Source organism: Methanolapillus ohkumae, assembly GCF_032594355.1.
Lineage (GTDB): Archaea > Halobacteriota > Methanosarcinia > Methanosarcinales > Methanosarcinaceae > Methanolapillus > Methanolapillus ohkumae.
This window is the reverse complement of the sequence record NZ_CP131061.1, coordinates 865293-890523: the sequence shown is the minus strand read 5'-3', so window position 1 is coordinate 890523 and position 25231 is coordinate 865293. Positions and strand designations below refer to the sequence as shown.

Here is a 25231-nt window from a genome sequence, read left to right as displayed (position 1 = left end):
AATGGCATCAGAAATGACACCCACCCGACGCGCTCTTGCGGCTGTTTTGGGCGGGCGTGTGGATTACGTGCCGCCGGCAAACCCGTTGGCACAAACGACGGTTGAACTTATGAAATACGCAAACGCGTCCTGGCCAAAAGCGCACTTTGACGCGCAAATGATGGCCGATTTGGCATCCGCGCCATACGATGTTTGTGGTATTGAAGCCGCGCGTCCTCAATTTGACATATCGCTGGAAGCCGAAGTGCTCGGCTGCCCGCTGGACTGGAACAAACCGGACCGTCCGCCCGTTGCGGCGCACGCGTATACCAACCCCGACGACGTCACTTGGCCCGACGACTTGGCCAACACGAAAAGAGTTCCGGTGGTGCTGGACGCGATTTCCATCCTGCGCGAAAAATACAGCGGAATGCTTCCGATTATTCCGGTCATCACCGCCCCGTTTACGGTGGCCGGACACATTGCCGGTGTTGAAAACCTGGTCCGCTGGACCCGGACCGACCCCGACAAAGCCCATGCGTTTATCGACGCCGCCACCGACTTTGTGATCGCGTACGGCAAACTTCAAGTGGAAGCCGGCGCCCACATTTTGTTCCCGGCCGACCCATCCGCATCCGGCGACTTGATCTCCGGCGAAACCTACGAAGAATTCGTGCTTCCCGCCCACAAAAGAATGGCCCGCGAAGTCAGCGCCCCGAAAATTCTGCACATGTGCGGAAACACAAGCAAGCTGCTTCCTTATGTTCGAAAAAGCGGCATGGACTGTTTCTCCTTTGATGCCGTTCCCGTGTGGTACTGCCGGCAAGTTTTGGGAAACAGCATGTCCATCCTCGGAAGTTTGGATGTCATTGATTTGATGCCAAACGGAACACCTCAGGACGTTTACAACCGGACCCGCGAATGTATCCTTCAAGGAACCGATGTCGTCGGAACGGCATGCGACGTTTCTTTTGGAACATCCCTGGAAAACCTGAAAGCTTACGTGCGCGCCTGTCGCGAAACCCCCGTCCCCAAAGCCGGTGATATAAAAGACACGATTCGCGAAATCGGTGTTGGAATCGGAAACTGGCAGGTCAAAAATAAAAAGGGCAGCAACGACTGCGGAGGTGTTTTCAAATGATCCGGCATATCGATACCGCTACAAAAGAATTGATTGAATTTAAGGAACAGAATCCGACGCAGTTCCAAGAGCTTTTGGAAGAAGGAATCAAAATCGGACGAGGGGAAGAAGTCAAATCCTGGGGCATTCCCAAGACGACCGTGGAGGAAATCCGCAAAAAATATATTCCCAAAGACAAAACCGATGCCGCTTTGACGATGGCTGTGATTGACGGAGATAAAAAAGAAGCCGCCCGCCTGACAAAAGTGCTCTTGGACGGCGGCAGAAACCCAACCGACATTGTGGTGAGTGCGCTCATGCCCGGCATTCAAGTGGTTTGTGAAGTTTACGACATGGGAGAAGCGTTCGTTCCGGAAATTCTTCTGGCGAACGATGCCATGGTTGCCGGCGTTGTTTTGTGCCAGGAAAAACTGGGCGACATTCCGTCCGCCGGCAAAGTCGCGTCCCTTGTGATTGAAGGAGACGTTCACGACATCGGAAAAAACATTGTCGCCGCTATTCTTCGGGCAAACGGCTTTGATGTGATCGATATGGGCCGGGATGTTTTGGTAGAAGATGTGGTCGAATTGGTCAAAACCCAAAAGATCGATTTGGTCACCGGAACATCGCTTATGAGCACCACCAAAGAAGGCTTGAAGGCTTTGGCCAAAAGCATTGAATTTTCCGGTGTTCCGGTCGCTTGCGGCGGAGCGGCGGTAGACGCGCACTTTGTAAGCACGTTTTCAAATGCTGTTTACGGAAAAAGTCCGCTTGATGCCGTTAACATCGCAAAGTCGGTGAAAAAAGGAAAGAAGTGGGACGAAATCCGCAAAGAGATGAAGCAATAAACGAAAAATAAAATGTCCGAGGGAAGAGATAAGAATGTCTCTTCAATCGGATTATTTTTTTATTTTTTATTATTTTAACGATGCCGCCGCGCGCGTTACAGCAACAAATTTTTAAAACTTCAACAAAAACGATGGGCGGATTTTATCCGACAATAAAGTCTTCGGAATGAAAATCGGAATAATACCGCTCATTTTCGGCGGTAAATTTTAAAACACAATAATCCGGATCGGTAACCCCTTTTGGATAATAGAGGGTATCTCCTTCCCGCCAAATCATTTCTTTACTTTGGGAATCCTCAAGAACAGAGACGGTTCCTTTAAGCATAACGCCGCGGAAAAAACGTTTGTCAAAAAAATAAAGGCAAGCCTTGGGGTTTTCTTTGTACTGGCCGACACGCAGGGAAGACGTATTGGTCGTCAAATAGAATGTTTTAATTCCATCCCGCTTTTCGGGGTGGCAGCATCGCTTTTGTATTAGGAAAACCATCCTTGTCGACGGAACTGATCAGAGAAACGGTTTGTTTGTCAATTAAATTTCCAACTGTTTTTTCCGGGTCTTTCATCATAATGGTCAGCTTTTTTCATGGAATAATTGAGGAAAAGTGAAATAAATGAGTGATGAATGAAAAAAAGAAAGTCGTTTGTTTATTTTTGAGGAGAATATTTCAAAGGCAAATCAATAAAGAAAGTCGTCCCATCACAGGAATTGCTTGTGAATCCGACTTTTCCGCCCAGATATTTTTCACCCAGCAACCGGACGCTGTAAGTTCCAAGACCGCGCATTTCTCCTTTGGTTGAAATTCTTTTCTTAAAAATGTGGGGTTTGGACTCCTCCGGAATTTCCAAATCATTTTTGACCCAATGTCGTCGGACACAGAATATACATTCTATGCAAGAATGGCAGAAACGGATGATTTGGATGCGTCCGATTCAAGCAGTTCATAGGGTGTGACAACGAAAGGTACTCAAGTGGCTCCTAATGCTCCGGTCTTGGATTCAAAGACATCGACAACCATTACATTGGCAGAGATTTCGGGAGCTGAATACAAAAGAGAGGGCGAAAATTGGCAATCTTCCCGTGAATTCACGGGACTGTCGTCGGACACAGAATATACATTCTATGCAAGAATGGCAGAAACGGATGATTTGGATGCGTCCGGTCCAAGTGAAGGCCTGATTGAAAGAACGGAAAAAGCAAAACAGGGTGGTTCCGGTGGTTTTGGCGGTGAAAATGTCAGAATCGTTGGAAACGGAAACGGAAATGTTTCAAGCGAACCGCCGCAAACCGGAAGTTCAAACGACGGACAAAACAATCCAAGCGGCAACCAAACCAACCAAAACCAAACCAACCAAAACCAAAATAACAATCCAAACAATAATGTTTCCGGCAACGGAAACGGTTCCGGCTTGGAATTTGGAAATTCTTGGATTTGGATTATTGCGGGCGTTTTGGCGGTTCTTCTTGTCGGCGGAATTGCCTATTGGTATTTCGTTTTGAAGAAGAAATAATTTAAAAAAATGAAAAGAAAAGAAAAAGAAATAAATAGAAGAAGTTTGAATAAGTAAAAAAACAAAAACGAAAAAACGCTTCATCAAAAAAATGAACTTGGGGATTCATTTTTAAAAACGGAATGAAAAATGAAAAAGCCGGCAGGAATGCCGGCTTTTTTTATTGATTTTTGCAGACTTTCAAATTATGATTTTTCATTCTGTGCTTTATGATTTCTGAATTTTCATTCTATGCTTTATGATTCTTGCAGATTTTGCCATTTTCCTGGTTTTGAAAAGATTTATTTTCCGGATTTGTTTCGCCACCGTATTCCTTTATATATTCGAAAAAGTAATTTCATATCAAATTTTTACAATTTATCACCTGTTTTTAATTTAATGATCAAAAGATAAACTTGGGAATTCAGGGTTTAAAATGGACACCGTTACGCTTTTTTCTTTCTTTTTATATGCGTTTACGGCCATTTTCGTCATCGTAAACCCCATCAGCGCCCTGTTTACTTTTGTGTCCATGACCAGCAGTTATCCCGAAAAAGCCAAAAACATGTACGCCAAAAGATCTGTAATTCTTGCGGCGGCGGTTGCTTTGTTTTTCGCGATCGCCGGATCTTTGGTCCTCAGTTTTCTTGGAATCGGCGTGGATTCTTTACGTGTCGCCGGCGGAATCTTGCTCTTTACCATCGGCTACAACATGATGACCGCCAAAATGACCCACAGCGTCACGCAAGCGGAAATCGACGAATCCCAAGACAAAGACTTCTGGATTTTCCCAATCGCGATTCCGCTTTTGTGCGGGCCGGGACTCATCTCCACCGTCATCGTTCTCATGGGCGGAAGCACATCTTTTGCCAACGACGCGATGGTCATCTTCGCCATTCTTCTGGTGTTTGTCATCACCTACGTCGGATTTTATTTTTCCCGAAAAATCAGCACCTATCTCGGCTACACCGGAACATTGGTCATCACCCGTCTTTTGGGTCTCTTCCTGGCCGCAATCGCCGTCAGCATGATTACGCTTGGACTGTACAACATTTATCAATTATTTATCGCGGGAGCCGTCTGACATGAAAAAAGAAAATTTATCCCTGCTGGTTTGCCCGATGTGCCGCAAAAATCTTCAAGCAAAACCGGAAGAAGAAAACGCGGACAAAACCGAAATCATTTCCGGAAATTTGTATTGCGAAGCTTGCCAAATTTATTTCCCGATTGAAAACAAAATCCCGAATTTGCTGCCGCCCGACATGCGGGAATTTTAAAAAAACAAAAAGCAAAAAAAATGCAAAAAAAGCAAAAACAAAGAAAAAAATGCAAAAAACATGACCAATAAATTTTATTAATACACAGGTTATATTAAAGGAATAAATTAAAGGAATAAATAAAGAATAAATTAAAGGAATAATTCATATTCATATTTTAAATTGCTTCATTTTAACACACATTCGCCATTTCAAAGGGATTTAAATGAAAGAAGTTCTTCAAGACATCTACATCGGACGGCAGTCCATGGACTCCATTGAGTTCAAATACGACACCATTGAAGTTCCGCTTTACAAAGGAGAAGACCGCGAATTCCAAGTTTTCATCAAGAATTTCAGCTCTCCCACGTACATCACATTTTTGCCGGACGATTCCATCAAAGATTATCTGATTCTGGCGCCCGCCAAACACCAAGTCCAAAACAATCTTTACGCTAAAATTGTCGTCCGCGTCCCCTACAATTCGCTTCCGGTCGCAGAAGGTATGTTTTATGTGGTGACCGGCTACGGCGCCCAAAAGAAAGGATTCAAATTAGTCGTCGGCCTGGAAGGAGCCTGTTCGGTTGATTACGAACAAATCCGGTCTCCCAAAGTTTCCGCGCCCACCGTCAAAACCACCAACCCGCCGATCGCAAGCGTTCCGGAACGGGTTCTTGTAAAAAGCGACGAAGACGACGATGTGACCAAACGGACAAAAAAGCCGCCGGTCTTTAAAGTGCGCGACGATTGGGAAGACAAACGGGAAAAAACAGGTCCTAAAAAACCAAAGCCTTCCAAATCCAATACCCGCTACAAACAAAAAAGTCAAAAACAAGACATCACACTCCGGCAGCGGTTTGAAGCCGAAAAGAACGCGATTCTCTTAACAGTCTTACTACTTGCGATTTTAGCCTTTTTATTCTTCTATATTTGGTACACCGACATCGAATCCATATTCAATTTCGACCAAACCTTCTTATTGGCCATAATTCTTATCGGATTCATGGTATTTGTCGTCTTGCTCATCGCGGTTTTCTTTAAAACACCCCAGGATTCCGCCGATTAAAAATGTTGAAAGATTGTTGAAAAAAAATAAAGCCGCACAACAAAAAATTGTGCGGCTTTTTTTATTTATTCTATTTTTCTGTTTTGTTTTTCTGTTTTTCTATTTTAGAATTGCCGGGACCGCTGCCCGGTTTCTTACTCGTTTTTGGATTGCGCCGCCACATGTGTTACGGCCACGGATTTTTAATTATTCAACAAACCCGACAGACGCCTTTTTAAAAATTTCAATAAAAACCGGAATGTATTTTTAAAATTTCAATAAAAACCGGAATTTATTTTTAAAATTTTAACAAAAACCGGAATTTATTTTTAAAATTTTAACAAAAACCAAATTCTTTTTAAAAATTTTTAACAAAATATCAAGCCGATTTCTTTTGATTAAAATAACCTATTTAATATAATTATTAGTAATTCGGAAACGACCGAACTCATTCAAATTAAATCCCGGATGATAAGAGGGTTACAATATATACCTTCTCCGACAATTATAATGGACCGGTAGAAATCCTGCCGGATTGTGTGTTTTTACAAAGTACTGTTAAAAATTTAATGGAGACTTAAAAATGGCATCAGAAATGACACCCACCCGACGCGCTCTTGCGGCTGTTTTGGGCGGGCGTGTGGATTACGTGCCGCCGGCAAACCCGTTGGCACAAACGACGGTTGAACTTATGAAATACGCAAACGCGTCCTGGCCAAAAGCGCACTTTGACGCGCAAATGATGGCCGATTTGGCATCCGCGCCATACGATGTTTGTGGTATTGAAGCCGCGCGTCCTCAATTTGACATATCGCTGGAAGCCGAAGTGCTCGGCTGCCCGCTGGACTGGAACAAACCGGACCGTCCGCCCGTTGCGGCGCACGCGTATACCAACCCCGACGACGTCACTTGGCCCGACGACTTGGCCAACACGAAAAGAGTTCCGGTGGTGCTGGACGCGATTTCCATCCTGCGCGAAAAATACAGCGGAATGCTTCCGATTATTCCGGTCATCACCGCCCCGTTTACGGTGGCCGGACACATTGCCGGTGTTGAAAACCTGGTCCGCTGGACCCGGACCGACCCCGACAAAGCCCATGCGTTTATCGACGCCGCCACCGACTTTGTGATCGCGTACGGCAAACTTCAAGTGGAAGCCGGCGCCCACATTTTGTTCCCGGCCGACCCATCCGCATCCGGCGACTTGATCTCCGGCGAAACCTACGAAGAATTCGTGCTTCCCGCCCACAAAAGAATGGCCCGCGAAGTCAGCGCCCCGAAAATTCTGCACATGTGCGGAAACACAAGCAAGCTGCTTCCTTATGTTCGAAAAAGCGGCATGGACTGTTTCTCCTTTGATGCCGTTCCCGTGTGGTACTGCCGGCAAGTTTTGGGAAACAGCATGTCCATCCTCGGAAGTTTGGATGTCATTGATTTGATGCCAAACGGAACACCTCAGGACGTTTACAACCGGACCCGCGAATGTATCCTTCAAGGAACCGATGTCGTCGGAACGGCATGCGACGTTTCTTTTGGAACATCCCTGGAAAACCTGAAAGCTTACGTGCGCGCCTGTCGCGAAACCCCCGTCCCCAAAGCCGGTGATATAAAAGACACGATTCGCGAAATCGGTGTTGGAATCGGAAACTGGCAGGTCAAAAATAAAAAGGGCAGCAACGACTGCGGAGGTGTTTTCAAATGATCCGGCATATCGATACCGCTACAAAAGAATTGATTGAATTTAAGGAACAGAATCCGACGCAGTTCCAAGAGCTTTTGGAAGAAGGAATCAAAATCGGACGAGGGGAAGAAGTCAAATCCTGGGGCATTCCCAAGACGACCGTGGAGGAAATCCGCAAAAAATATATTCCCAAAGACAAAACCGATGCCGCTTTGACGATGGCTGTGATTGACGGAGATAAAAAAGAAGCCGCCCGCCTGACAAAAGTGCTCTTGGACGGCGGCAGAAACCCAACCGACATTGTGGTGAGTGCGCTCATGCCCGGCATTCAAGTGGTTTGTGAAGTTTACGACATGGGAGAAGCGTTCGTTCCGGAAATTCTTCTGGCGAACGATGCCATGGTTGCCGGCGTTGTTTTGTGCCAGGAAAAACTGGGCGACATTCCGTCCGCCGGCAAAGTCGCGTCCCTTGTGATTGAAGGAGACGTTCACGACATCGGAAAAAACATTGTCGCCGCTATTCTTCGGGCAAACGGCTTTGATGTGATCGATATGGGCCGGGATGTTTTGGTAGAAGATGTGGTCGAATTGGTCAAAACCCAAAAGATCGATTTGGTCACCGGAACATCGCTTATGAGCACCACCAAAGAAGGCTTGAAGGCTTTGGCCAAAAGCATTGAATTTTCCGGTGTTCCGGTCGCTTGCGGCGGAGCGGCGGTAGACGCGCACTTTGTAAGCACGTTTTCAAATGCTGTTTACGGAAAAAGTCCGCTTGATGCCGTTAACATCGCAAAGTCGGTGAAAAAAGGAAAGAAGTGGGACGAAATCCGCAAAGAGATGAAGCAATAAACGAAAAATAAAATGTCCGAGGGAAGAGATAAGAATGTCTCTTCAATCGGATTATTTTTTTATTTTTTATTATTTTAACGATGCCGCCGCGCGCGTTACAGCAACAAATTTTTAAAACTTCAACAAAAACGATGGGCGGATTTTATCCGACAATAAAGTCTTCGGAATGAAAATCGGAATAATACCGCTCATTTTCGGCGGTAAATTTTAAAACACAATAATCCGGATCGGTAACCCCTTTTGGATAATAGAGGGTATCTCCTTCCCGCCAAATCATTTCTTTACTTTGGGAATCCTCAAGAACAGAGACGGTTCCTTTAAGCATAACGCCGCGGAAAAAACGTTTGTCAAAAAAATAAAGGCAAGCCTTGGGGTTTTCTTTGTACTGGCCGACACGCAGGGAAGACGTATTGGTCGTCAAATAGAATGTTTTAATTCCATCCCGCTTTTCGGGGTGGCAGCATCGCTTTTGTATTAGGAAAACCATCCTTGTCGACGGAACTGATCAGAGAAACGGTTTGTTTGTCAATTAAATTTCCAACTGTTTTTTCCGGGTCTTTCATCATAATGGTCAGCTTTTTTCATGGAATAATTGAGGAAAAGTGAAATAAATGAGTGATGAATGAAAAAAAGAAAGTCGTTTGTTTATTTTTGAGGAGAATATTTCAAAGGCAAATCAATAAAGAAAGTCGTCCCATCACAGGAATTGCTTGTGAATCCGACTTTTCCGCCCAGATATTTTTCACCCAGCAACCGGACGCTGTAAGTTCCAAGACCGCGCATTTCTCCTTTGGTTGAAATTCTTTTCTTAAAAATGTGGGGTTTGGACTCCTCCGGAATTTCCAAATCATTTTTGACCCAATGTCGTCGGACACAGAATATACATTCTATGCAAGAATGGCAGAAACGGATGATTTGGATGCGTCCGATTCAAGCAGTTCATAGGGTGTGACAACGAAAGGTACTCAAGTGGCTCCTAATGCTCCGGTCTTGGATTCAAAGACATCGACAACCATTACATTGGCAGAGATTTCGGGAGCTGAATACAAAAGAGAGGGCGAAAATTGGCAATCTTCCCGTGAATTCACGGGACTGTCGTCGGACACAGAATATACATTCTATGCAAGAATGGCAGAAACGGATGATTTGGATGCGTCCGGTCCAAGTGAAGGCCTGATTGAAAGAACGGAAAAAGCAAAACAGGGTGGTTCCGGTGGTTTTGGCGGTGAAAATGTCAGAATCGTTGGAAACGGAAACGGAAATGTTTCAAGCGAACCGCCGCAAACCGGAAGTTCAAACGACGGACAAAACAATCCAAGCGGCAACCAAACCAACCAAAACCAAACCAACCAAAACCAAAATAACAATCCAAACAATAATGTTTCCGGCAACGGAAACGGTTCCGGCTTGGAATTTGGAAATTCTTGGATTTGGATTATTGCGGGCGTTTTGGCGGTTCTTCTTGTCGGCGGAATTGCCTATTGGTATTTCGTTTTGAAGAAGAAATAATTTAAAAAAATGAAAAGAAAAGAAAAAGAAATAAATAGAAGAAGTTTGAATAAGTAAAAAAACAAAAACGAAAAAACGCTTCATCAAAAAAATGAACTTGGGGATTCATTTTTAAAAACGGAATGAAAAATGAAAAAGCCGGCAGGAATGCCGGCTTTTTTTATTGATTTTTGCAGACTTTCAAATTATGATTTTTCATTCTGTGCTTTATGATTTCTGAATTTTCATTCTATGCTTTATGATTCTTGCAGATTTTGCCATTTTCCTGGTTTTGAAAAGATTTATTTTCCGGATTTGTTTCGCCACCGTATTCCTTTATATATTCGAAAAAGTAATTTCATATCAAATTTTTACAATTTATCACCTGTTTTTAATTTAATGATCAAAAGATAAACTTGGGAATTCAGGGTTTAAAATGGACACCGTTACGCTTTTTTCTTTCTTTTTATATGCGTTTACGGCCATTTTCGTCATCGTAAACCCCATCAGCGCCCTGTTTACTTTTGTGTCCATGACCAGCAGTTATCCCGAAAAAGCCAAAAACATGTACGCCAAAAGATCTGTAATTCTTGCGGCGGCGGTTGCTTTGTTTTTCGCGATCGCCGGATCTTTGGTCCTCAGTTTTCTTGGAATCGGCGTGGATTCTTTACGTGTCGCCGGCGGAATCTTGCTCTTTACCATCGGCTACAACATGATGACCGCCAAAATGACCCACAGCGTCACGCAAGCGGAAATCGACGAATCCCAAGACAAAGACTTCTGGATTTTCCCAATCGCGATTCCGCTTTTGTGCGGGCCGGGACTCATCTCCACCGTCATCGTTCTCATGGGCGGAAGCACATCTTTTGCCAACGACGCGATGGTCATCTTCGCCATTCTTCTGGTGTTTGTCATCACCTACGTCGGATTTTATTTTTCCCGAAAAATCAGCACCTATCTCGGCTACACCGGAACATTGGTCATCACCCGTCTTTTGGGTCTCTTCCTGGCCGCAATCGCCGTCAGCATGATTACGCTTGGACTGTACAACATTTATCAATTATTTATCGCGGGAGCCGTCTGACATGAAAAAAGAAAATTTATCCCTGCTGGTTTGCCCGATGTGCCGCAAAAATCTTCAAGCAAAACCGGAAGAAGAAAACGCGGACAAAACCGAAATCATTTCCGGAAATTTGTATTGCGAAGCTTGCCAAATTTATTTCCCGATTGAAAACAAAATCCCGAATTTGCTGCCGCCCGACATGCGGGAATTTTAAAAAAACAAAAAGCAAAAAAAATGCAAAAAAAGCAAAAACAAAGAAAAAAATGCAAAAAACATGACCAATAAATTTTATTAATACACAGGTTATATTAAAGGAATAAATTAAAGGAATAAATAAAGAATAAATTAAAGGAATAATTCATATTCATATTTTAAATTGCTTCATTTTAACACACATTCGCCATTTCAAAGGGATTTAAATGAAAGAAGTTCTTCAAGACATCTACATCGGACGGCAGTCCATGGACTCCATTGAGTTCAAATACGACACCATTGAAGTTCCGCTTTACAAAGGAGAAGACCGCGAATTCCAAGTTTTCATCAAGAATTTCAGCTCTCCCACGTACATCACATTTTTGCCGGACGATTCCATCAAAGATTATCTGATTCTGGCGCCCGCCAAACACCAAGTCCAAAACAATCTTTACGCTAAAATTGTCGTCCGCGTCCCCTACAATTCGCTTCCGGTCGCAGAAGGTATGTTTTATGTGGTGACCGGCTACGGCGCCCAAAAGAAAGGATTCAAATTAGTCGTCGGCCTGGAAGGAGCCTGTTCGGTTGATTACGAACAAATCCGGTCTCCCAAAGTTTCCGCGCCCACCGTCAAAACCACCAACCCGCCGATCGCAAGCGTTCCGGAACGGGTTCTTGTAAAAAGCGACGAAGACGACGATGTGACCAAACGGACAAAAAAGCCGCCGGTCTTTAAAGTGCGCGACGATTGGGAAGACAAACGGGAAAAAACAGGTCCTAAAAAACCAAAGCCTTCCAAATCCAATACCCGCTACAAACAAAAAAGTCAAAAACAAGACATCACACTCCGGCAGCGGTTTGAAGCCGAAAAGAACGCGATTCTCTTAACAGTCTTACTACTTGCGATTTTAGCCTTTTTATTCTTCTATATTTGGTACACCGACATCGAATCCATATTCAATTTCGACCAAACCTTCTTATTGGCCATAATTCTTATCGGATTCATGGTATTTGTCGTCTTGCTCATCGCGGTTTTCTTTAAAACACCCCAGGATTCCGCCGATTAAAAATGTTGAAAGATTGTTGAAAAAAAATAAAGCCGCACAACAAAAAATTGTGCGGCTTTTTTTATTTATTCTATTTTTCTGTTTTGTTTTTCTGTTTTTCTATTTTAGAATTGCCGGGACCGCTGCCCGGTTTCTTACTCGTTTTTGGATTGCGCCGCCACATGTGTTACGGCCACGGATTTTTAATTATTCAACAAACCCGACAGACGCCTTTTTAAAAATTTCAATAAAAACCGGAATGTATTTTTAAAATTTCAATAAAAACCGGAATTTATTTTTAAAATTTTAACAAAAACCGGAATTTATTTTTAAAATTTTAACAAAAACCAAATTCTTTTTAAAAATTTTTAACAAAATATCAAGCCGATTTCTTTTGATTAAAATAACCTATTTAATATAATTATTAGTAATTCGGAAACGACCGAACTCATTCAAATTAAATCCCGGATGATAAGAGGGTTACAATATATACCTTCTCCGACAATTATAATGGACCGGTAGAAATCCTGCCGGATTGTGTGTTTTTACAAAGTACTGTTAAAAATTTAATGGAGACTTAAAAATGGCATCAGAAATGACACCCACCCGACGCGCTCTTGCGGCTGTTTTGGGCGGGCGTGTGGATTACGTGCCGCCGGCAAACCCGTTGGCACAAACGACGGTTGAACTTATGAAATACGCAAACGCGTCCTGGCCAAAAGCGCACTTTGACGCGCAAATGATGGCCGATTTGGCATCCGCGCCATACGATGTTTGTGGTATTGAAGCCGCGCGTCCTCAATTTGACATATCGCTGGAAGCCGAAGTGCTCGGCTGCCCGCTGGACTGGAACAAACCGGACCGTCCGCCCGTTGCGGCGCACGCGTATACCAACCCCGACGACGTCACTTGGCCCGACGACTTGGCCAACACGAAAAGAGTTCCGGTGGTGCTGGACGCGATTTCCATCCTGCGCGAAAAATACAGCGGAATGCTTCCGATTATTCCGGTCATCACCGCCCCGTTTACGGTGGCCGGACACATTGCCGGTGTTGAAAACCTGGTCCGCTGGACCCGGACCGACCCCGACAAAGCCCATGCGTTTATCGACGCCGCCACCGACTTTGTGATCGCGTACGGCAAACTTCAAGTGGAAGCCGGCGCCCACATTTTGTTCCCGGCCGACCCATCCGCATCCGGCGACTTGATCTCCGGCGAAACCTACGAAGAATTCGTGCTTCCCGCCCACAAAAGAATGGCCCGCGAAGTCAGCGCCCCGAAAATTCTGCACATGTGCGGAAACACAAGCAAGCTGCTTCCTTATGTTCGAAAAAGCGGCATGGACTGTTTCTCCTTTGATGCCGTTCCCGTGTGGTACTGCCGGCAAGTTTTGGGAAACAGCATGTCCATCCTCGGAAGTTTGGATGTCATTGATTTGATGCCAAACGGAACACCTCAGGACGTTTACAACCGGACCCGCGAATGTATCCTTCAAGGAACCGATGTCGTCGGAACGGCATGCGACGTTTCTTTTGGAACATCCCTGGAAAACCTGAAAGCTTACGTGCGCGCCTGTCGCGAAACCCCCGTCCCCAAAGCCGGTGATATAAAAGACACGATTCGCGAAATCGGTGTTGGAATCGGAAACTGGCAGGTCAAAAATAAAAAGGGCAGCAACGACTGCGGAGGTGTTTTCAAATGATCCGGCATATCGATACCGCTACAAAAGAATTGATTGAATTTAAGGAACAGAATCCGACGCAGTTCCAAGAGCTTTTGGAAGAAGGAATCAAAATCGGACGAGGGGAAGAAGTCAAATCCTGGGGCATTCCCAAGACGACCGTGGAGGAAATCCGCAAAAAATATATTCCCAAAGACAAAACCGATGCCGCTTTGACGATGGCTGTGATTGACGGAGATAAAAAAGAAGCCGCCCGCCTGACAAAAGTGCTCTTGGACGGCGGCAGAAACCCAACCGACATTGTGGTGAGTGCGCTCATGCCCGGCATTCAAGTGGTTTGTGAAGTTTACGACATGGGAGAAGCGTTCGTTCCGGAAATTCTTCTGGCGAACGATGCCATGGTTGCCGGCGTTGTTTTGTGCCAGGAAAAACTGGGCGACATTCCGTCCGCCGGCAAAGTCGCGTCCCTTGTGATTGAAGGAGACGTTCACGACATCGGAAAAAACATTGTCGCCGCTATTCTTCGGGCAAACGGCTTTGATGTGATCGATATGGGCCGGGATGTTTTGGTAGAAGATGTGGTCGAATTGGTCAAAACCCAAAAGATCGATTTGGTCACCGGAACATCGCTTATGAGCACCACCAAAGAAGGCTTGAAGGCTTTGGCCAAAAGCATTGAATTTTCCGGTGTTCCGGTCGCTTGCGGCGGAGCGGCGGTAGACGCGCACTTTGTAAGCACGTTTTCAAATGCTGTTTACGGAAAAAGTCCGCTTGATGCCGTTAACATCGCAAAGTCGGTGAAAAAAGGAAAGAAGTGGGACGAAATCCGCAAAGAGATGAAGCAATAAACGAAAAATAAAATGTCCGAGGGAAGAGATAAGAATGTCTCTTCAATCGGATTATTTTTTTATTTTTTATTATTTTAACGATGCCGCCGCGCGCGTTACAGCAACAAATTTTTAAAACTTCAACAAAAACGATGGGCGGATTTTATCCGACAATAAAGTCTTCGGAATGAAAATCGGAATAATACCGCTCATTTTCGGCGGTAAATTTTAAAACACAATAATCCGGATCGGTAACCCCTTTTGGATAATAGAGGGTATCTCCTTCCCGCCAAATCATTTCTTTACTTTGGGAATCCTCAAGAACAGAGACGGTTCCTTTAAGCATAACGCCGCGGAAAAAACGTTTGTCAAAAAAATAAAGGCAAGCCTTGGGGTTTTCTTTGTACTGGCCGACACGCAGGGAAGACGTATTGGTCGTCAAATAGAATGTTTTAATTCCATCCCGCTTTTCGGGGTGGCAGCATCGCTTTTGTATTAGGAAAACCATCCTTGTCGACGGAACTGATCAGAGAAACGGTTTGTTTGTCAATTAAATTTCCAACTGTTTTTTCCGGGTCTTTCATCATAATGGTCAGCTTTTTTCATGGAATAATTGAGGAAAAGTGAAATAAATGAGTGATGAATGAAAAAAAGAAAGTCGTTTGTTTATTTTTGAGGAGAATATTTCAAAGGCAAATCAATAAAGAAAGTCGTCCCATCACAGGAATTGCTTGTGAATCCGACTTTTCCGCCCAGATATTTTTCACCCAGCAACCGGACGCTGTAAGTTCCAAGACCGCGCATTTCTCCTTTGGTTGAAATTCTTTTCTTAAAAATGTGGGGTTTGGACTCCTCCGGAATTTCCAAATCATTTTTGACCCAATGTCGTCGGACACAGAATATACATTCTATGCAAGAATGGCAGAAACGGATGATTTGGATGCGTCCGATTCAAGCAGTTCATAGGGTGTGACAACGAAAGGTACTCAAGTGGCTCCTAATGCTCCGGTCTTGGATTCAAAGACATCGACAACCATTACATTGGCAGAGATTTCGGGAGCTGAATACAAAAGAGAGGGCGAAAATTGGCAATCTTCCCGTGAATTCACGGGACTGTCGTCGGACACAGAATATACATTCTATGCAAGAATGGCAGAAACGGATGATTTGGATGCGTCCGGTCCAAGTGAAGGCCTGATTGAAAGAACGGAAAAAGCAAAACAGGGTGGTTCCGGTGGTTTTGGCGGTGAAAATGTCAGAATCGTTGGAAACGGAAACGGAAATGTTTCAAGCGAACCGCCGCAAACCGGAAGTTCAAACGACGGACAAAACAATCCAAGCGGCAACCAAACCAACCAAAACCAAACCAACCAAAACCAAAATAACAATCCAAACAATAATGTTTCCGGCAACGGAAACGGTTCCGGCTTGGAATTTGGAAATTCTTGGATTTGGATTATTGCGGGCGTTTTGGCGGTTCTTCTTGTCGGCGGAATTGCCTATTGGTATTTCGTTTTGAAGAAGAAATAATTTAAAAAAATGAAAAGAAAAGAAAAAGAAATAAATAGAAGAAGTTTGAATAAGTAAAAAAACAAAAACGAAAAAACGCTTCATCAAAAAAATGAACTTGGGGATTCATTTTTAAAAACGGAATGAAAAATGAAAAAGCCGGCAGGAATGCCGGCTTTTTTTATTGATTTTTGCAGACTTTCAAATTATGATTTTTCATTCTGTGCTTTATGATTTCTGAATTTTCATTCTATGCTTTATGATTCTTGCAGATTTTGCCATTTTCCTGGTTTTGAAAAGATTTATTTTCCGGATTTGTTTCGCCACCGTATTCCTTTATATATTCGAAAAAGTAATTTCATATCAAATTTTTACAATTTATCACCTGTTTTTAATTTAATGATCAAAAGATAAACTTGGGAATTCAGGGTTTAAAATGGACACCGTTACGCTTTTTTCTTTCTTTTTATATGCGTTTACGGCCATTTTCGTCATCGTAAACCCCATCAGCGCCCTGTTTACTTTTGTGTCCATGACCAGCAGTTATCCCGAAAAAGCCAAAAACATGTACGCCAAAAGATCTGTAATTCTTGCGGCGGCGGTTGCTTTGTTTTTCGCGATCGCCGGATCTTTGGTCCTCAGTTTTCTTGGAATCGGCGTGGATTCTTTACGTGTCGCCGGCGGAATCTTGCTCTTTACCATCGGCTACAACATGATGACCGCCAAAATGACCCACAGCGTCACGCAAGCGGAAATCGACGAATCCCAAGACAAAGACTTCTGGATTTTCCCAATCGCGATTCCGCTTTTGTGCGGGCCGGGACTCATCTCCACCGTCATCGTTCTCATGGGCGGAAGCACATCTTTTGCCAACGACGCGATGGTCATCTTCGCCATTCTTCTGGTGTTTGTCATCACCTACGTCGGATTTTATTTTTCCCGAAAAATCAGCACCTATCTCGGCTACACCGGAACATTGGTCATCACCCGTCTTTTGGGTCTCTTCCTGGCCGCAATCGCCGTCAGCATGATTACGCTTGGACTGTACAACATTTATCAATTATTTATCGCGGGAGCCGTCTGACATGAAAAAAGAAAATTTATCCCTGCTGGTTTGCCCGATGTGCCGCAAAAATCTTCAAGCAAAACCGGAAGAAGAAAACGCGGACAAAACCGAAATCATTTCCGGAAATTTGTATTGCGAAGCTTGCCAAATTTATTTCCCGATTGAAAACAAAATCCCGAATTTGCTGCCGCCCGACATGCGGGAATTTTAAAAAAACAAAAAGCAAAAAAAATGCAAAAAAAGCAAAAACAAAGAAAAAAATGCAAAAAACATGACCAATAAATTTTATTAATACACAGGTTATATTAAAGGAATAAATTAAAGGAATAAATAAAGAATAAATTAAAGGAATAATTCATATTCATATTTTAAATTGCTTCATTTTAACACACATTCGCCATTTCAAAGGGATTTAAATGAAAGAAGTTCTTCAAGACATCTACATCGGACGGCAGTCCATGGACTCCATTGAGTTCAAATACGACACCATTGAAGTTCCGCTTTACAAAGGAGAAGACCGCGAATTCCAAGTTTTCATCAAGAATTTCAGCTCTCCCACGTACATCACATTTTTGCCGGACGATTCCATCAAAGATTATCTGATTCTGGCGCCCGCCAAACACCAAGTCCAAAACAATCTTTACGCTAAAATTGTCGTCCGCGTCCCCTACAATTCGCTTCCGGTCGCAGAAGGTATGTTTTATGTGGTGACCGGCTACGGCGCCCAAAAGAAAGGATTCAAATTAGTCGTCGGCCTGGAAGGAGCCTGTTCGGTTGATTACGAACAAATCCGGTCTCCCAAAGTTTCCGCGCCCACCGTCAAAACCACCAACCCGCCGATCGCAAGCGTTCCGGAACGGGTTCTTGTAAAAAGCGACGAAGACGACGATGTGACCAAACGGACAAAAAAGCCGCCGGTCTTTAAAGTGCGCGACGATTGGGAAGACAAACGGGAAAAAACAGGTCCTAAAAAACCAAAGCCTTCCAAATCCAATACCCGCTACAAACAAAAAAGTCAAAAACAAGACATCACACTCCGGCAGCGGTTTGAAGCCGAAAAGAACGCGATTCTCTTAACAGTCTTACTACTTGCGATTTTAGCCTTTTTATTCTTCTATATTTGGTACACCGACATCGAATCCATATTCAATTTCGACCAAACCTTCTTATTGGCCATAATTCTTATCGGATTCATGGTATTTGTCGTCTTGCTCATCGCGGTTTTCTTTAAAACACCCCAGGATTCCGCCGATTAAAAATGTTGAAAGATTGTTGAAAAAAAATAAAGCCGCACAACAAAAAATTGTGCGGCTTTTTTTATTTATTCTATTTTTCTGTTTTGTTTTTCTGTTTTTCTATTTTAGAATTGCCGGGACCGCTGCCCGGTTTCTTACTCGTTTTTGGATTGCGCCGCCACATGTGTTACGGCCACGGATTTTTAATTATTCAACAAACCCGACAGACGCCTTTTTAAAAATTTCAATAAAAACCGGAATGTATTTTTAAAATTTCAATAAAAACCGGAATTTATTTTTAAAATTTTAACAAAAACCGGAATTTATTTTTAAAATTTTAACAAAAACCAAATTCTTTTTAAAAATTTTTAACAAAATATCAAGCCGATTTCTTTTGATTAAAATAACCTATTTAATATAATTATTAGTAATTCGGAAACGACCGAACTCATTCAAATTAAATCCCGGATGATAAGAGGGTTACAATATATACCTTCTCCGACAATTATAATGGACCGGTAGAAATCCTGCCGGATTGTGTGTTTTTACAAAGTACTGTTAAAAATTTAATGGAGACTTAAAAATGGCATCAGAAATGACACCCACCCGACGCGCTCTTGCGGCTGTTTTGGGCGGGCGTGTGGATTACGTGCCGCCGGCAAACCCGTTGGCACAAACGACGGTTGAACTTATGAAATACGCAAACGCGTCCTGGCCAAAAGCGCACTTTGACGCGCAAATGATGGCCGATTTGGCATCCGCGCCATACGATGTTTGTGGTATTGAAGCCGCGCGTCCTCAATTTGACATATCGCTGGAAGCCGAAGTGCTCGGCTGCCCGCTGGACTGGAACAAACCGGACCGTCCGCCCGTTGCGGCGCACGCGTATACCAACCCCGACGACGTCACTTGGCCCGACGACTTGGCCAACACGAAAAGAGTTCCGGTGGTGCTGGACGCGATTTCCATCCTGCGCGAAAAATACAGCGGAATGCTTCCGATTATTCCGGTCATCACCGCCCCGTTTACGGTGGCCGGACACATTGCCGGTGTTGAAAACCTGGTCCGCTGGACCCGGACCGACCCCGACAAAGCCCATGCGTTTATCGACGCCGCCACCGACTTTGTGATCGCGTACGGCAAACTTCAAGTGGAAGCCGGCGCCCACATTTTGTTCCCGGCCGACCCATCCGCATCCGGCGACTTGATCTCCGGCGAAACCTACGAAGAATTCGTGCTTCCCGCCCACAAAAGAATGGCCCGCGAAGTCAGCGCCCCGAAAATTCTGCACATGTGCGGAAACACAAGCAAGCTGCTTCCTTATGTTCGAAAAAGCGGCATGGACTGTTTCTCCTTTGATGCCGTTCCCGTGTGGTACTGCCGGCAAGTTTTGGGAAACAGCATGTCCATCCTCGGAAGTTTGGATGTCATTGATTTGATGCCAAACGGAACACCTCAGGACGTTTACAACCGGACCCGCGAATGTATCCTTCAAGGAACCGATGTCGTCGGAACGGCATGCGACGTTTCTTTTGGAACATCCCTGGAAAACCTGAAAGCTTACGTGCGCGCCTGTCGCGAAACCCCCGTCCCCAAAGCCGGTGATATAAAAGACACGATTCGCGAAATCGGTGTTGGAATCGGAAACTGGCAGGTCAAAAATAAAAAGGGCAGCAACGACTGCGGAGGTGTTTTCAAATGATCCGGCATATCGATACCGCTACAAAAGAATTGATTGAATTTAAGGAACAGAATCCGACGCAGTTCCAAGAGCTTTTGGAAGAAGGAATCAAAATCGGACGAGGGGAAGAAGTCAAATCCTGGGGCATTCCCAAGACGACCGTGGAGGAAATCCGCAAAAAATATATTCCCAAAGACAAAACCGATGCCGCTTTGACGATGGCTGTGATTGACGGAGATAAAAAAGAAGCCGCCCGCCTGACAAAAGTGCTCTTGGACGGCGGCAGAAACCCAACCGACATTGTGGTGAGTGCGCTCATGCCCGGCATTCAAGTGGTTTGTGAAGTTTACGACATGGGAGAAGCGTTCGTTCCGGAAATTCTTCTGGCGAACGATGCCATGGTTGCCGGCGTTGTTTTGTGCCAGGAAAAACTGGGCGACATTCCGTCCGCCGGCAAAGTCGCGTCCCTTGTGATTGAAGGAGACGTTCACGACATCGGAAAAAACATTGTCGCCGCTATTCTTCGGGCAAACGGCTTTGATGTGATCGATATGGGCCGGGATGTTTTGGTAGAAGATGTGGTCGAATTGGTCAAAACCCAAAAGATCGATTTGGTCACCGGAACATCGCTTATGAGCACCACCAAAGAAGGCTTGAAGGCTTTGGCCAAAAGCATTGAATTTTCCGGTGTTCCGGTCGCTTGCGGCGGAGCGGCGGTAGACGCGCACTTTGTAAGCACGTTTTCAAATGCTGTTTACGGAAAAAGTCCGCTTGATGCCGTTAACATCGCAAAGTCGGTGAAAAAAGGAAAGAAGTGGGACGAAATCCGCAAAGAGATGAAGCAATAAACGAAAAATAAAATGTCCGAGGGAAGAGATAAGAATGTCTCTTCAATCGGATTATTTTTTTATTTTTTATTATTTTAACGATGCCGCCGCGCGCGTTACAGCAACAAATTTTTAAAACTTCAACAAAAACGATGGGCGGATTTTATCCGACAATAAAGTCTTCGGAATGAAAATCGGAATAATACCGCTCATTTTCGGCGGTAAATTTTAAAACACAATAATCCGGATCGGTAACCCCTTTTGGATAATAGAGGGTATCTCCTTCCCGCCAAATCATTTCTTTACTTTGGGAATCCTCAAGAACAGAGACGGTTCCTTTAAGCATAACGCCGCGGAAAAAACGTTTGTCAAAAAAATAAAGGCAAGCCTTGGGGTTTTCTTTGTACTGGCCGACACGCAGGGAAGACGTATTGGTCGTCAAATAGAATGTTTTAATTCCATCCCGCTTTTCGGGGTGGCAGCATCGCTTTTGTATTAGGAAAACCATCCTTGTCGACGGAACTGATCAGAGAAACGGTTTGTTTGTCAATTAAATTTCCAACTGTTTTTTCCGGGTCTTTCATCATAATGGTCAGCTTTTTTCATGGAATAATTGAGGAAAAGTGAAATAAATGAGTGATGAATGAAAAAAAGAAAGTCGTTTGTTTATTTTTGAGGAGAATATTTCAAAGGCAAATCAATAAAGAAAGTCGTCCCATCACAGGAATTGCTTGTGAATCCGACTTTTCCGCCCAGATATTTTTCACCCAGCAACCGGACGCTGTAAGTTCCAAGACCGCGCATTTCTCCTTTGGTTGAAATTCTTTTCTTAAAAATGTGGGGTTTGGACTCCTCCGGAATTTCCAAATCATTTTTGACCCAATGTCGTCGGACACAGAATATACATTCTATGCAAGAATGGCAGAAACGGATGATTTGGATGCGTCCGATTCAAGCAGTTCATAGGGTGTGACAACGAAAGGTACTCAAGTGGCTCCTAATGCTCCGGTCTTGGATTCAAAGACATCGACAACCATTACATTGGCAGAGATTTCGGGAGCTGAATACAAAAGAGAGGGCGAAAATTGGCAATCTTCCCGTGAATTCACGGGACTGTCGTCGGACACAGAATATACATTCTATGCAAGAATGGCAGAAACGGATGATTTGGATGCGTCCGGTCCAAGTGAAGGCCTGATTGAAAGAACGGAAAAAGCAAAACAGGGTGGTTCCGGTGGTTTTGGCGGTGAAAATGTCAGAATCGTTGGAAACGGAAACGGAAATGTTTCAAGCGAACCGCCGCAAACCGGAAGTTCAAACGACGGACAAAACAATCCAAGCGGCAACCAAACCAACCAAAACCAAACCAACCAAAACCAAAATAACAATCCAAACAATAATGTTTCCGGCAACGGAAACGGTTCCGGCTTGGAATTTGGAAATTCTTGGATTTGGATTATTGCGGGCGTTTTGGCGGTTCTTCTTGTCGGCGGAATTGCCTATTGGTATTTCGTTTTGAAGAAGAAATAATTTAAAAAAATGAAAAGAAAAGAAAAAGAAATAAATAGAAGAAGTTTGAATAAGTAAAAAAACAAAAACGAAAAAACGCTTCATCAAAAAAATGAACTTGGGGATTCATTTTTAAAAACGGAATGAAAAATGAAAAAGCCGGCAGGAATGCCGGCTTTTTTTATTGATTTTTGCAGACTTTCAAATTATGATTTTTCATTCTGTGCTTTATGATTTCTGAATTTTCATTCTATGCTTTATGATTCTTGCAGATTTTGCCATTTTCCTGGTTTTGAAAAGATTTATTTTCCGGATTTGTTTCGCCACCGTATTCCTTTATATATTCGAAAAAGTAATTTCATATCAAATTTTTACAATTTATCACCTGTTTTTAATTTAATGATCAAAAGATAAACTTGGGAATTCAGGGTTTAAAATGGACACCGTTACGCTTTTTTCTTTCTTTTTATATGCGTTTACGGCCATTTTCGTCATCGTAAACCCCATCAGCGCCCTGTTTACTTTTGTGTCCATGACCAGCAGTTATCCCGAAAAAGCCAAAAACATGTACGCCAAAAGATCTGTAATTCTTGCGGCGGCGGTTGCTTTGTTTTTCGCGATCGCCGGATCTTTGGTCCTCAGTTTTCTTGGAATCGGCGTGGATTCTTTACGTGTCGCCGGCGGAATCTTGCTCTTTACCATCGGCTACAACATGATGACCGCCAAAATGACCCACAGCGTCACGCAAGCGGAAATCGACGAATCCCAAGACAAAGACTTCTGGATTTTCCCAATCGCGATTCCGCTTTTGTGCGGGCCGGGACTCATCTCCACCGTCATCGTTCTCATGGGCGGAAGCACATCTTTTGCCAACGACGCGATGGTCATCTTCGCCATTCTTCTGGTGTTTGTCATCACCTACGTCGGATTTTATTTTTCCCGAAAAATCAGCACCTATCTCGGCTACACCGGAACATTGGTCATCACCCGTCTTTTGGGTCTCTTCCTGGCCGCAATCGCCGTCAGCATGATTACGCTTGGACTGTACAACATTTATCAATTATTTATCGCGGGAGCCGTCTGACATGAAAAAAGAAAATTTATCCCTGCTGGTTTGCCCGATGTGCCGCAAAAATCTTCAAGCAAAACCGGAAGAAGAAAACGCGGACAAAACCGAAATCATTTCCGGAAATTTGTATTGCGAAGCTTGCCAAATTTATTTCCCGATTGAAAACAAAATCCCGAATTTGCTGCCGCCCGACATGCGGGAATTTTAAAAAAACAAAAAGCAAAAAAAATGCAAAAAAAGCAAAAACAAAGAAAAAAATGCAAAAAACATGACCAATAAATTTTATTAATACACAGGTTATATTAAAGGAATAAATTAAAGGAATAAATAAAGAATAAATTAAAGGAATAATTCATATTCATATTTTAAATTGCTTCATTTTAACACACATTCGCCATTTCAAAGGGATTTAAATGAAAGAAGTTCTTCAAGACATCTACATCGGACGGCAGTCCATGGACTCCATTGAGTTCAAATACGACACCATTGAAGTTCCGCTTTACAAAGGAGAAGACCGCGAATTCCAAGTTTTCATCAAGAATTTCAGCTCTCCCACGTACATCACATTTTTGCCGGACGATTCCATCAAAGATTATCTGATTCTGGCGCCCGCCAAACACCAAGTCCAAAACAATCTTTACGCTAAAATTGTCGTCCGCGTCCCCTACAATTCGCTTCCGGTCGCAGAAGGTATGTTTTATGTGGTGACCGGCTACGGCGCCCAAAAGAAAGGATTCAAATTAGTCGTCGGCCTGGAAGGAGCCTGTTCGGTTGATTACGAACAAATCCGGTCTCCCAAAGTTTCCGCGCCCACCGTCAAAACCACCAACCCGCCGATCGCAAGCGTTCCGGAACGGGTTCTTGTAAAAAGCGACGAAGACGACGATGTGACCAAACGGACAAAAAAGCCGCCGGTCTTTAAAGTGCGCGACGATTGGGAAGACAAACGGGAAAAAACAGGTCCTAAAAAACCAAAGCCTTCCAAATCCAATACCCGCTACAAACAAAAAAGTCAAAAACAAGACATCACACTCCGGCAGCGGTTTGAAGCCGAAAAGAACGCGATTCTCTTAACAGTCTTACTACTTGCGATTTTAGCCTTTTTATTCTTCTATATTTGGTACACCGACATCGAATCCATATTCAATTTCGACCAAACCTTCTTATTGGCCATAATTCTTATCGGATTCATGGTATTTGTCGTCTTGCTCATCGCGGTTTTCTTTAAAACACCCCAGGATTCCGCCGATTAAAAATGTTGAAAGATTGTTGAAAAAAAATAAAGCCGCACAACAAAAAATTGTGCGGCTTTTTTTATTTATTCTATTTTTCTGTTTTGTTTTTCTGTTTTTCTATTTTAGAATTGCCGGGACCGCTGCCCGGTTTCTTACTCGTTTTTGGATTGCGCCGCCACATGTGTTACGGCCACGGATTTTTAATTATTCAACAAACCCGACAGACGCCTTTTTAAAAATTTCAATAAAAACCGGAATGTATTTTTAAAATTTCAATAAAAACCGGAATTTATTTTTAAAATTTTAACAAAAACCGGAATTTATTTTTAAAATTTTAACAAAAACCAAATTCTTTTTAAAAATTTTTAACAAAATATCAAGCCGATTTCTTTTGATTAAAATAACCTATTTAATATAATTATTAGTAATTCGGAAACGACCGAACTCATTCAAATTAAATCCCGGATGATAAGAGGGTTACAATATATACCTTCTCCGACAATTATAATGGACCGGTAGAAATCCTGCCGGATTGTGT

Annotated in this window: 36 protein-coding genes; 24 read left to right on the top strand and 12 right to left on the bottom strand. The window is 43.5% G+C overall.

Features of this window, described 5'->3' with window-relative positions; all coding sequences use genetic code 11:
- Window position 1: 1 nt before the first annotated feature.
- Together MsAm2_RS03770 and MsAm2_RS03765 are read left to right on the top strand one after the other, a co-directional pair.
- Window positions 2–1120, top strand: a complete 1119-nt coding sequence (locus MsAm2_RS03770) for an MtaA/CmuA family methyltransferase (RefSeq protein ID WP_338098430.1) — start codon at window positions 2–4, stop codon at window positions 1118–1120.
- Window positions 1117–1947 carry a cobalamin-dependent protein gene (locus MsAm2_RS03765; protein ID WP_338098429.1) on the top strand — a complete coding sequence of 277 codons (831 nt, stop codon included), beginning with the start codon at window positions 1117–1119 and terminating at the stop codon, window positions 1945–1947. Before MsAm2_RS03770 ends, MsAm2_RS03765 begins: the two co-directional genes overlap by 4 nt.
- Before the next feature lie 142 nt (window positions 1948–2089).
- Here MsAm2_RS03765 and MsAm2_RS03760 read toward each other — a convergent pair whose 3' ends face one another.
- From MsAm2_RS03760 to MsAm2_RS03750, 3 genes are all read right to left on the bottom strand, one after another.
- Entirely contained in the window at window positions 2090–2434 is a 345-nt protein-coding gene (locus MsAm2_RS03760) for a pyridoxamine 5'-phosphate oxidase family protein (protein WP_338098428.1), read from the bottom strand.
- Window positions 2379–2513 carry a hypothetical protein gene (locus tag MsAm2_RS03755; protein ID WP_338098426.1) on the bottom strand — a complete coding sequence of 45 codons (135 nt, stop codon included), beginning with the start codon at window positions 2511–2513 and terminating at the stop codon, window positions 2379–2381. The genes MsAm2_RS03760 and MsAm2_RS03755 overlap by 56 nt, the downstream gene beginning before the upstream one ends.
- 79 nt (window positions 2514–2592) lie before the next feature.
- Window positions 2593–2793, bottom strand: a complete 201-nt coding sequence (locus MsAm2_RS03750; protein ID WP_338098435.1) for an ATP-binding protein — start codon at window positions 2791–2793, stop codon at window positions 2593–2595.
- 102 nt (window positions 2794–2895) lie between these two features.
- Between MsAm2_RS03750 and MsAm2_RS03745 the strand changes: the two genes are divergently transcribed.
- The 6 genes from MsAm2_RS03745 (at window position 2896) to MsAm2_RS03720 (ending at window position 8265) form a co-directional block, all read left to right on the top strand.
- Window positions 2896–3456, top strand: a complete 561-nt coding sequence (locus MsAm2_RS03745; protein WP_338098434.1) for a hypothetical protein — start codon at window positions 2896–2898, stop codon at window positions 3454–3456.
- 415 nt (window positions 3457–3871) lie between these two features.
- Window positions 3872–4519, top strand: a complete 648-nt coding sequence (locus tag MsAm2_RS03740) for a MarC family protein (RefSeq protein WP_338098433.1) — start codon at window positions 3872–3874, stop codon at window positions 4517–4519.
- A 1-nt stretch (window position 4520) separates the two neighbouring features.
- Complete coding sequence (locus MsAm2_RS03735) at window positions 4521–4712, top strand: Trm112 family protein (RefSeq protein ID WP_338098432.1); 192 nt, start codon at window positions 4521–4523, stop codon at window positions 4710–4712.
- Window positions 4713–4917: 205 nt separating this feature from the next.
- On the top strand, window positions 4918–5757 hold the full coding sequence (locus MsAm2_RS03730) for a hypothetical protein (protein ID WP_338098431.1): 840 nt from the start codon (window positions 4918–4920) through the stop codon (window positions 5755–5757).
- Between the two features lie 562 nt (window positions 5758–6319).
- Complete coding sequence (locus MsAm2_RS03725) at window positions 6320–7438, top strand: MtaA/CmuA family methyltransferase (RefSeq protein WP_338098430.1); 1119 nt, start codon at window positions 6320–6322, stop codon at window positions 7436–7438.
- Complete coding sequence (locus tag MsAm2_RS03720; RefSeq protein WP_338098429.1) at window positions 7435–8265, top strand: cobalamin-dependent protein; 831 nt, start codon at window positions 7435–7437, stop codon at window positions 8263–8265. The genes MsAm2_RS03725 and MsAm2_RS03720 overlap by 4 nt, the downstream gene beginning before the upstream one ends.
- A gap of 142 nt (window positions 8266–8407) precedes the next feature.
- On the opposite strand, the gene MsAm2_RS03715 is transcribed toward MsAm2_RS03720, so the two are convergent.
- The 3 genes from MsAm2_RS03715 to MsAm2_RS03705 form a co-directional block, all read right to left on the bottom strand.
- The gene (locus MsAm2_RS03715; RefSeq protein ID WP_338098428.1) at window positions 8408–8752 is read right to left on the bottom strand and encodes a pyridoxamine 5'-phosphate oxidase family protein; all 345 of its coding nucleotides are present in this window, start codon (window positions 8750–8752) and stop codon (window positions 8408–8410) included.
- On the bottom strand, window positions 8697–8831 hold the full coding sequence (locus MsAm2_RS03710; RefSeq protein WP_338098426.1) for a hypothetical protein: 135 nt from the start codon (window positions 8829–8831) through the stop codon (window positions 8697–8699). The genes MsAm2_RS03715 and MsAm2_RS03710 overlap by 56 nt, the downstream gene beginning before the upstream one ends.
- 79 nt (window positions 8832–8910) lie before the next feature.
- Window positions 8911–9111 (bottom strand): ATP-binding protein, encoded by a 201-nt coding sequence (locus MsAm2_RS03705; RefSeq protein ID WP_338098435.1) that lies wholly within the window; start codon window positions 9109–9111, stop codon window positions 8911–8913.
- Window positions 9112–9213: 102 nt separating this feature from the next.
- On the opposite strand from MsAm2_RS03705, the gene MsAm2_RS03700 reads away from it, so the two are divergent.
- The 6 genes from MsAm2_RS03700 to MsAm2_RS03675 all read left to right on the top strand — a co-directional run bounded on the left by MsAm2_RS03700 (window position 9214) and on the right by MsAm2_RS03675 (window position 14583).
- The gene (locus tag MsAm2_RS03700) at window positions 9214–9774 is read left to right on the top strand and encodes a hypothetical protein (RefSeq protein ID WP_338098434.1); all 561 of its coding nucleotides are present in this window, start codon (window positions 9214–9216) and stop codon (window positions 9772–9774) included.
- 415 nt (window positions 9775–10189) lie between these two features.
- Entirely contained in the window at window positions 10190–10837 is a 648-nt protein-coding gene (locus tag MsAm2_RS03695; protein ID WP_338098433.1) for a MarC family protein, read from the top strand.
- A gap of 1 nt (window position 10838) precedes the next feature.
- A complete protein-coding gene (locus MsAm2_RS03690) occupies window positions 10839–11030 on the top strand; it encodes a Trm112 family protein (protein WP_338098432.1) in 192 nt (63 codons plus the stop codon).
- A 205-nt stretch (window positions 11031–11235) separates the two neighbouring features.
- Complete coding sequence (locus tag MsAm2_RS03685) at window positions 11236–12075, top strand: hypothetical protein (RefSeq protein ID WP_338098431.1); 840 nt, start codon at window positions 11236–11238, stop codon at window positions 12073–12075.
- A gap of 562 nt (window positions 12076–12637) precedes the next feature.
- A complete protein-coding gene (locus MsAm2_RS03680; RefSeq protein WP_338098430.1) occupies window positions 12638–13756 on the top strand; it encodes an MtaA/CmuA family methyltransferase in 1119 nt (372 codons plus the stop codon).
- Window positions 13753–14583 carry a cobalamin-dependent protein gene (locus MsAm2_RS03675; RefSeq protein WP_338098429.1) on the top strand — a complete coding sequence of 277 codons (831 nt, stop codon included), beginning with the start codon at window positions 13753–13755 and terminating at the stop codon, window positions 14581–14583. Before MsAm2_RS03680 ends, MsAm2_RS03675 begins: the two co-directional genes overlap by 4 nt.
- A gap of 142 nt (window positions 14584–14725) precedes the next feature.
- Here the strand turns inward: MsAm2_RS03675 and MsAm2_RS03670 are convergent, their stop codons facing one another.
- The 3 genes from MsAm2_RS03670 to MsAm2_RS03660 form a co-directional block, all read right to left on the bottom strand.
- Window positions 14726–15070, bottom strand: coding sequence for a pyridoxamine 5'-phosphate oxidase family protein (locus MsAm2_RS03670; protein WP_338098428.1), 345 nt, complete (start codon window positions 15068–15070; stop codon window positions 14726–14728).
- Window positions 15015–15149, bottom strand: a complete 135-nt coding sequence (locus MsAm2_RS03665) for a hypothetical protein (protein WP_338098426.1) — start codon at window positions 15147–15149, stop codon at window positions 15015–15017. The genes MsAm2_RS03670 and MsAm2_RS03665 overlap by 56 nt, the downstream gene beginning before the upstream one ends.
- 79 nt (window positions 15150–15228) lie before the next feature.
- The gene (locus tag MsAm2_RS03660; RefSeq protein ID WP_338098435.1) at window positions 15229–15429 is read right to left on the bottom strand and encodes an ATP-binding protein; all 201 of its coding nucleotides are present in this window, start codon (window positions 15427–15429) and stop codon (window positions 15229–15231) included.
- 102 nt (window positions 15430–15531) lie between these two features.
- Between MsAm2_RS03660 and MsAm2_RS03655 the strand changes: the two genes are divergently transcribed.
- The 6 genes from MsAm2_RS03655 (at window position 15532) to MsAm2_RS03630 (ending at window position 20901) form a co-directional block, all read left to right on the top strand.
- Window positions 15532–16092: a hypothetical protein gene (locus MsAm2_RS03655; protein ID WP_338098434.1), complete on the top strand. Its 561-nt coding sequence runs from the start codon at window positions 15532–15534 to the stop codon at window positions 16090–16092.
- Window positions 16093–16507: 415 nt separating this feature from the next.
- Window positions 16508–17155, top strand: coding sequence for a MarC family protein (locus MsAm2_RS03650; RefSeq protein ID WP_338098433.1), 648 nt, complete (start codon window positions 16508–16510; stop codon window positions 17153–17155).
- 1 nt (window position 17156) lies between these two features.
- On the top strand, window positions 17157–17348 hold the full coding sequence (locus MsAm2_RS03645) for a Trm112 family protein (RefSeq protein ID WP_338098432.1): 192 nt from the start codon (window positions 17157–17159) through the stop codon (window positions 17346–17348).
- Between the two features lie 205 nt (window positions 17349–17553).
- The gene (locus MsAm2_RS03640; RefSeq protein WP_338098431.1) at window positions 17554–18393 is read left to right on the top strand and encodes a hypothetical protein; all 840 of its coding nucleotides are present in this window, start codon (window positions 17554–17556) and stop codon (window positions 18391–18393) included.
- A gap of 562 nt (window positions 18394–18955) precedes the next feature.
- The gene (locus MsAm2_RS03635) at window positions 18956–20074 is read left to right on the top strand and encodes an MtaA/CmuA family methyltransferase (RefSeq protein ID WP_338098430.1); all 1119 of its coding nucleotides are present in this window, start codon (window positions 18956–18958) and stop codon (window positions 20072–20074) included.
- Window positions 20071–20901 (top strand): cobalamin-dependent protein, encoded by an 831-nt coding sequence (locus MsAm2_RS03630; protein ID WP_338098429.1) that lies wholly within the window; start codon window positions 20071–20073, stop codon window positions 20899–20901. Before MsAm2_RS03635 ends, MsAm2_RS03630 begins: the two co-directional genes overlap by 4 nt.
- Window positions 20902–21043: 142 nt before the next feature.
- On the opposite strand, the gene MsAm2_RS03625 is transcribed toward MsAm2_RS03630, so the two are convergent.
- From MsAm2_RS03625 to MsAm2_RS03615, 3 genes are all read right to left on the bottom strand, one after another.
- On the bottom strand, window positions 21044–21388 hold the full coding sequence (locus MsAm2_RS03625) for a pyridoxamine 5'-phosphate oxidase family protein (protein WP_338098428.1): 345 nt from the start codon (window positions 21386–21388) through the stop codon (window positions 21044–21046).
- Window positions 21333–21467 carry a hypothetical protein gene (locus MsAm2_RS03620; RefSeq protein WP_338098426.1) on the bottom strand — a complete coding sequence of 45 codons (135 nt, stop codon included), beginning with the start codon at window positions 21465–21467 and terminating at the stop codon, window positions 21333–21335. Before MsAm2_RS03620 ends, MsAm2_RS03625 begins: the two co-directional genes overlap by 56 nt.
- 79 nt (window positions 21468–21546) lie before the next feature.
- A complete protein-coding gene (locus tag MsAm2_RS03615) occupies window positions 21547–21747 on the bottom strand; it encodes an ATP-binding protein (protein ID WP_338098435.1) in 201 nt (66 codons plus the stop codon).
- A 102-nt stretch (window positions 21748–21849) separates the two neighbouring features.
- On the opposite strand from MsAm2_RS03615, the gene MsAm2_RS03610 reads away from it, so the two are divergent.
- The 4 genes from MsAm2_RS03610 (at window position 21850) to MsAm2_RS03595 (ending at window position 24711) form a co-directional block, all read left to right on the top strand.
- Entirely contained in the window at window positions 21850–22410 is a 561-nt protein-coding gene (locus MsAm2_RS03610; RefSeq protein WP_338098434.1) for a hypothetical protein, read from the top strand.
- Window positions 22411–22825: 415 nt separating this feature from the next.
- The gene (locus MsAm2_RS03605) at window positions 22826–23473 is read left to right on the top strand and encodes a MarC family protein (protein WP_338098433.1); all 648 of its coding nucleotides are present in this window, start codon (window positions 22826–22828) and stop codon (window positions 23471–23473) included.
- Window position 23474: 1 nt separating this feature from the next.
- Window positions 23475–23666: a Trm112 family protein gene (locus MsAm2_RS03600; protein WP_338098432.1), complete on the top strand. Its 192-nt coding sequence runs from the start codon at window positions 23475–23477 to the stop codon at window positions 23664–23666.
- A 205-nt stretch (window positions 23667–23871) separates the two neighbouring features.
- Window positions 23872–24711 (top strand): hypothetical protein, encoded by an 840-nt coding sequence (locus tag MsAm2_RS03595; protein ID WP_338098431.1) that lies wholly within the window; start codon window positions 23872–23874, stop codon window positions 24709–24711.
- Window positions 24712–25231 lie beyond the last annotated feature (520 nt).